Below are 4,273 nucleotides of genomic sequence, written 5' to 3' on the forward strand. Positions count from 1 at the left end.
AAGCCGCGCAGCGGCGGGGAAATTGTTTTCGCTGGAAGGTTGCGGCCATGAAGCCCAAGGCGCAGCCGTGCCACCGCCAGGATTCACAACAACACAAGGACGTACTGGCCGCCCGCTCCCGAATGGAGACATGGCCGACTCGGCATCTCCGCGCGACGGCTTCACCGGCCTGCGCCCTGACACGGGCAAGGACAACACCCGGAGACAAGGCCGCAAGCGCCCCTGACGTAGCAGGCGGCCTCTTGCGTGAGGCGTGGCGTGGAAGCTCCATTGCAGGGTCGGGCGGTGTGTCGGTGAGCCGCCCTTCGTGACGTACAGGCGACGAACCGCCAGCGTCGAGGACGGCACGCTTTCGTGCAACCTGCCGCAGCAAGCCGGGGCGTAGCCCCACAAGTCCCGCCCATTGCGGCGGGGCGCGTTCGGCATGTCGTCGGCGCTGTGCGCCGACGCACTGATGGCTTCGCGGGTTTCCCGCGCACAAGGGCGCTTGTGCGCCGCCCCTTCGCCACCTGCCCGAAGGCGGCGAAGGGGCGTTCTGGCTTTGGGCTTTGAAACCGGGCGCGGCCACCGCCGCGCCCGGATTTTGCGTCTCCCCCGCGCCCAAGTCGGAACGGCATGGGCGTGGGGCTGATCGTGGTTATTCCTTCGTTTCGACAATCCACCACACGGCACGCGGCAAGGCGTGGCCCGTGATGGGGTGAATGTCGGTGAGGTCGGCGCGGGCTGACCAGCCCGACGGCGGACGGTAGCCGCGCACGTCGCCATCGCCATGCCAGCGGCGGGCGCGTACTGTGCCGGGGGCGTAGATTGCCGCCATGCGTGGGCGGCGGGTGGTGGTGCGGGTCATGGGGGTGTTCTCCTTCCAGCGAAGCGCCCCGGTCGAGGCAGGGGCGCTTGCTGTCGGTGCGGGTCAAGCGGCCAGCGCCACGGCGGGTTCATCCGCCATTGCCTCGGCTTCCTCCGGGGCGTCGTCCTGCGCCTGCGGTTCTGCCTGCGTGGTTTCCTGCGCGCCTTCTGCCTTGAAGATGGCGGGCATCCATCCGCTGCCGTTCGCCAGCCGCTCGGCCTCGCTGGCAATGTCGGCCTTCTTCAACTTCGCCAGCCGGGAAACCTGCTCGGGTGCGTACTCGCCCACGGCTTGCAGGACTGCCGCCTTGGGAACGTGCTTGAAGTAGCCTTCTGCGGTCGGCTGCCACCATGCGGCCATGTCGAGGCCCACGGCCTGCGCCAGTTCCTCGCCGGGGTGGTGCGGCGTGGCGCGAGGCGTCACCACGTCCACCGTGGAAGCCACGCACACGGCCAGCAGATTGACCAGTTCGTCTTGCGGCTTCGTCAGCAGCGCGGCGAACAGTTCGGCGCTGTCCTGCGGCAAGCCTTCACCGGCCACCTGTTGCAGTTCGCGCAGCGCCACGGCGGCGGGCGATTCCGGCCAGTCCGGGGCCATTCCTTCCAGCCGGTCTTGCAGCGTCACGCGCACGCCCAGCGGTTGGTCGTTGCCGTAGTAGCTGTCCTGCAAGACCTTCTGCACCATGCCATGCACCAGTGCGGCCAGCGCCACTTGCGGATGCCGTGCCACTTCGATTTGCAGCGCCGCCGTGCGGTGTGCGCTCAACCGCTGCGCCAGCCGGTCGGACAGGCTCGCGGCCTTGGGCGCGTCGTCGGCGTCGTGGCCTTCGTCGTTGTCGGCTTCGCCTTCGGCGTTGCCGAAACCGCGCCGCAGCTTTTCCAGCGTGCGCAGCGCCTTGGCCTCGGCCTCGCGCAGCAGGCCGCGATGGATGACGGCCTCGCCGTTGCGGTCGATGGTGACGATGGCACCGGCCACCTCGCGCACCTCGGGCGCATAGCCTTGTAAGGCGTCCTCCGCGTCTTGCAGTTCCCCGATCACCTGATCGCGCCGCTGTTCCAGCTTCTCGGCCTTGGCCTCGTCCTCGGCGTCGCAGGCTTCTTCCAGTTCTGCGTCGATCTTTTCAAGGCGGTTTTCCAGCGAGGCGATGCGGCGGGCCTCGCGGGCGGTCGGCTCGCGGCGGTGGCGCGGTGCGTTCTGGAACGCCTGCCGTTCCTCGTAGGCCAGATGCGGCACGGCCTCCACCCATGCCCAACCCTCGGCGCGCACGTCCTCGGCCAGCGTTGCCAGCTTCTCGCGCACCAGAGTTTCCAGCACCCCGGCGTCGGTGAGGTAGGTTCCGGCATCGCCTTCGGCGAACAGGTCGCGGCGGATGCCACCGCCTGCCTGCCGGTAGGTGTCCAGCCCGACGAAGCGCACCAGCGCGTGCGTGGCGTCGATTTCCCGCTCGGTCAGGCGTGCGCGCAGCGCGGACGGGCTGCGCTGCCATTCCGGCGCACCATAGAACGCGGCTTCCTGTGCGGCGTGGTCGTCGGTGATGGTCAGGGCCATCAACTGTTCCAGCGTGACGGCTCCGGCGCGGTAGTCGGCCATCAGGCGCGGCGCGATGTGGGCCAGCTTCAAGCGGCGCTGCACCACCAGCGGGGACACGCCGAAGTCGGCGGCAATGTCCTCGACGGGCCGGCCTTCCTTGACCAGCGCGGCGAACGCCTCGAACTGGTCGGCGGGGTGCATCTGCTCGCGCATCAGGTTTTCGGCGAGGCTGACGGTGCGGGCACTGCCATCGGCCACAAGCAGGCAAGGTACCTCGTAGTCGGCGGGGATGCGGCGCTTCTTCGCCAGCAGCTTCAAGGCGGTCAAGCGGCGATCACCGGCCACCACCTCGTAATGCTCGCCATCGGCGGATGCGATCACGATCAGGTTTTGCAGCAGGCCGATGCGGGCGATGCTCGCGGCCAGTTCGGGGATGGACAGGCGCGGCATCTTGCGGGCGTTGCGCTTGGAGCGGCGCGGCAGCAACTGCGAAAGGGCAACCAAGATCAGGTTCTTGGAAGGGTCGGCCATTTCCAGCGGTGCGGCGTTTTCGATGGCGCGGGCTTCGGTTTGGGTTACGGCGTTCATGGTGACAACTCCTAAACGATTCAGGGATGCAGCAGCGAGGGATGCGGCAAGGGCTGCTGCCTGCCCCTGCCGCGTGGGGATTCAGGCTTTGAGCTGGCGCAGGCCATCGGCCAGCAGCCACAGGGCGCGATTCAGGCGCACGCTCTGGTCGATGCCCTGCACGGGCCGGGTGGTCTGGCGGCGGCCATTGGCGGCGCGGGCGGACAGGCCACCTTTGATGAGGTTTTCTTGCGTGCGGTTGAACACGCTCCACAGGTCGCGGCGGTCGTCGTCGCCACGGCGCGGCATCAGGATTTGCGATTCCGTGATGGGTGCGGGCTTGTCCTCGTCGTACTTCAAGGCCAGCGCGGCGCGGGCGAACACTTCCGATTCCCCGGCGTCGAGGGTGATGGCGCGCATGGCATCGCGCGATTCCTGCGCCCGGTCGAAACCGTGCAGGACTTCGTAAGCGCCTTCGATGACGTGCCCGGCTACGTCGCCCTTGTGGGGTACGCGCACGTCGGCCACGGTGTCACCGCACACAAGGCCATTGCTGCACACGAAGCGGAACATTCCGGCCAGCATCTGGTAACTGCTGGTGCCGTCATGGGAGTTCAGCAGGATGATTTCGTTGGCCTCGCGCCCGTTGATCTGGCTGGCGTGGCGCAGGCGGATCATGTGCTTGGTGTAGTCGCGGCGGTCGTCGTGGCGCACGCGGGTCTGGCACACCATGAAAGGCTCGAAGCCTTCCCCGCGCAGTTCCTGCAACACGGTCGCGGTGGGGATGTAGGCGTACCGCTCGGAGCGGCTTTCGTGCGGGGCGTCCGCGAAGATGGACGGGGCCACCCTGCGGATTTGGTCATCGGTCAGCGGGTAATCGCTGCGCAGTGCCGGGGAACGGGAAGCGAAACGGGATGCGAGTTGCATGATCTTTCTCCTGACAAAAAGAGGTTTGCTGTTCACACCGCACACCGGATTCCTAGATTCGGAAGCCCAGCCTTTCGGCTGTTCGGTGCGGTCGGCACGAGGAACCCGGTTGGCCCTGTTGCCACCGTCTTTCCTGAGTTCATCGCCCGCGACGGTCAGGAGCACGCGAACGGGTGCCGTCAAGGAGGCAAGCGCAGGGTTGGTGCGGCCCGCAGGCGCAGCCGAGGACACGGCCCTGCGCGCCTTGACGGCGCACGGGCGCGGGCTACAGTCGCGGACAAGGTGATGAAGTCAGGGGAGACGGCTCGACAAGGCAACGGCCTTCCCTGTGTGCCGAACCGCACGGCAAGCGAAGCGCGCAGGCCCGAAGCTGGAAGCCGGGCCGGAGGCGTCAGCCGAGCG

The 4,273-nt window shown here is 67.8% G+C and carries 3 protein-coding genes; all 3 read right to left on the reverse strand.

Features of this window, described 5'->3' with window-relative positions:
* Positions 1–637 precede the first annotated feature (637 nt).
* Positions 638–847, reverse strand: a complete 210-nt coding sequence (locus tag HMPREF2924_RS12820) for a hypothetical protein (RefSeq protein WP_016254208.1) — start codon at positions 845–847, stop codon at positions 638–640.
* A 63-nt stretch (positions 848–910) separates the two neighbouring features.
* Positions 911–2,965 carry a ParB/RepB/Spo0J family partition protein gene (locus tag HMPREF2924_RS12825; RefSeq protein ID WP_003139031.1) on the reverse strand — a complete coding sequence of 685 codons (2,055 nt, stop codon included), beginning with the start codon at positions 2,963–2,965 and terminating at the stop codon, positions 911–913.
* A gap of 81 nt (positions 2,966–3,046) precedes the next feature.
* Positions 3,047–3,871: a DUF932 domain-containing protein gene (locus HMPREF2924_RS12830; RefSeq protein WP_003139033.1), complete on the reverse strand. Its 825-nt coding sequence runs from the start codon at positions 3,869–3,871 to the stop codon at positions 3,047–3,049.
* Positions 3,872–4,273 lie beyond the last annotated feature (402 nt).

It is taken from the genome of Pseudomonas sp. HMSC063H08 (genome assembly GCF_001813645.1).
GTDB lineage: Bacteria > Pseudomonadota > Gammaproteobacteria > Pseudomonadales > Pseudomonadaceae > Pseudomonas > Pseudomonas aeruginosa.